Source organism: Flaviflexus sp., assembly GCF_041440645.1.
Classification (GTDB): domain Bacteria; phylum Actinomycetota; class Actinomycetes; order Actinomycetales; family Actinomycetaceae; genus Flaviflexus.
Genome location: NZ_JASDVN010000047.1, coordinates 1035 through 2326, shown reverse-complemented (window position 1 = coordinate 2326; position 1292 = coordinate 1035). Strand labels below are relative to the sequence as shown.

Here is a 1292-nt window from a genome sequence, read left to right as displayed (position 1 = left end):
CCCGTCTACAACGCAATCGTTTGGCAGGACACCCGTACCGACAAGATCGTTCGCGAACTTGCTGGCGACGAAGGTCCGGACAAGTACAAGGAGATCTGTGGCCTCGGTCTGGCCACCTACTTCTCTGGCCCGAAGGTCAAGTGGATCCTCGACAACGTTGAGGGTGCACGTGAGCGCGCCGAAGCTGGCGACCTCCTCTTCGGCAACACCGACTCCTGGGTTCTCTGGAACCTGACCGGCGGCCCCAACGGCGGCGTCCACGCAACCGACGTGACCAACGCTTCCCGCACCATGCTCATGGATGTTCGCGAACTCAAGTGGCGCGAGGACATCTGTGCGGACATGACCATCCCGATGTCGATGCTACCCGAGATCCGTTCCTCCTCCGAGGTCTACGGAGCAGGTGCGAAGAACACCCTCATCATTGACACCCCGATCTCCGGCATCCTCGGCGACCAGCAGGCAGCCACCTTCGGCCAGGCCTGCTTCGAAAAGGGCATGGCGAAGAACACCTACGGCACCGGCTGCTTCATGCTCATCAACACGGGCAACGAGGCTGTGACCTCCAAGAACGGCCTGCTCACCACGGTGTGCTACAAGATCGGCGATCAGGACGCTGTCTACGCTCTCGAGGGCTCCATCGCTGTCACGGGCTCGCTCGTCCAGTGGCTCCGCGACAACCTCAACATCATCGACTCCGCGCCGGAGATCGAGACCCTGGCTGAGACCGTTGAGGACAACGGTGGCGTGTACATCGTTCCCGCCTTCTCCGGCCTCTTCGCACCCTACTGGAAGGATGATGCTCGCGGCGCGATCGTTGGCCTGACCCGCTTCAACAACAAGGGTCACCTCGCTCGAGCAGTGCTCGAGTCCACCGCCTTCCAGACCGCTGAGGTCCTCGAGGCTATGAACCTTGACTCCGGCGCAGAACTCACCGAGCTCCGTGTTGATGGTGGTATGACCGCCAACAGCGCTCTCATGCAGTTCCAGGCCGACATCCTCGGCGTCGACGTTGTTGCCCCCAAGGTTGTTGAGACCACCGCGCTCGGTGCAGCTTACGCTGCCGGTATTGCTGTTGGTTTCTGGAACGGCGAGCAGGACGTTATCGACAACTGGCAGGAAGGCCAGCGATGGACCCCGAACATGGATGCTGACGAGCGTGCTCGCCAGATGCGTCTGTGGAAGAAGGCCGTCACCCGTACCTTCGATTGGGTTGATGAGGACGTCACCAACGCCTAAATCACCGAAAGCTGAACTTTTAGCTAACTAGTGTTGTGGGCCCAAGCTTTTGC

Annotated in this window: 1 protein-coding gene; it reads left to right on the top strand. The window is 60.5% G+C overall.

The genetic code is table 11. The features are described from left to right. The coding region (locus tag QMB98_RS06475; protein WP_371684868.1) for an FGGY family carbohydrate kinase at positions 1 to 1239 on the top strand (1239 nt) is incomplete at its 5' end. Positions 1240 to 1292: the final 53 nt, after the last annotated feature.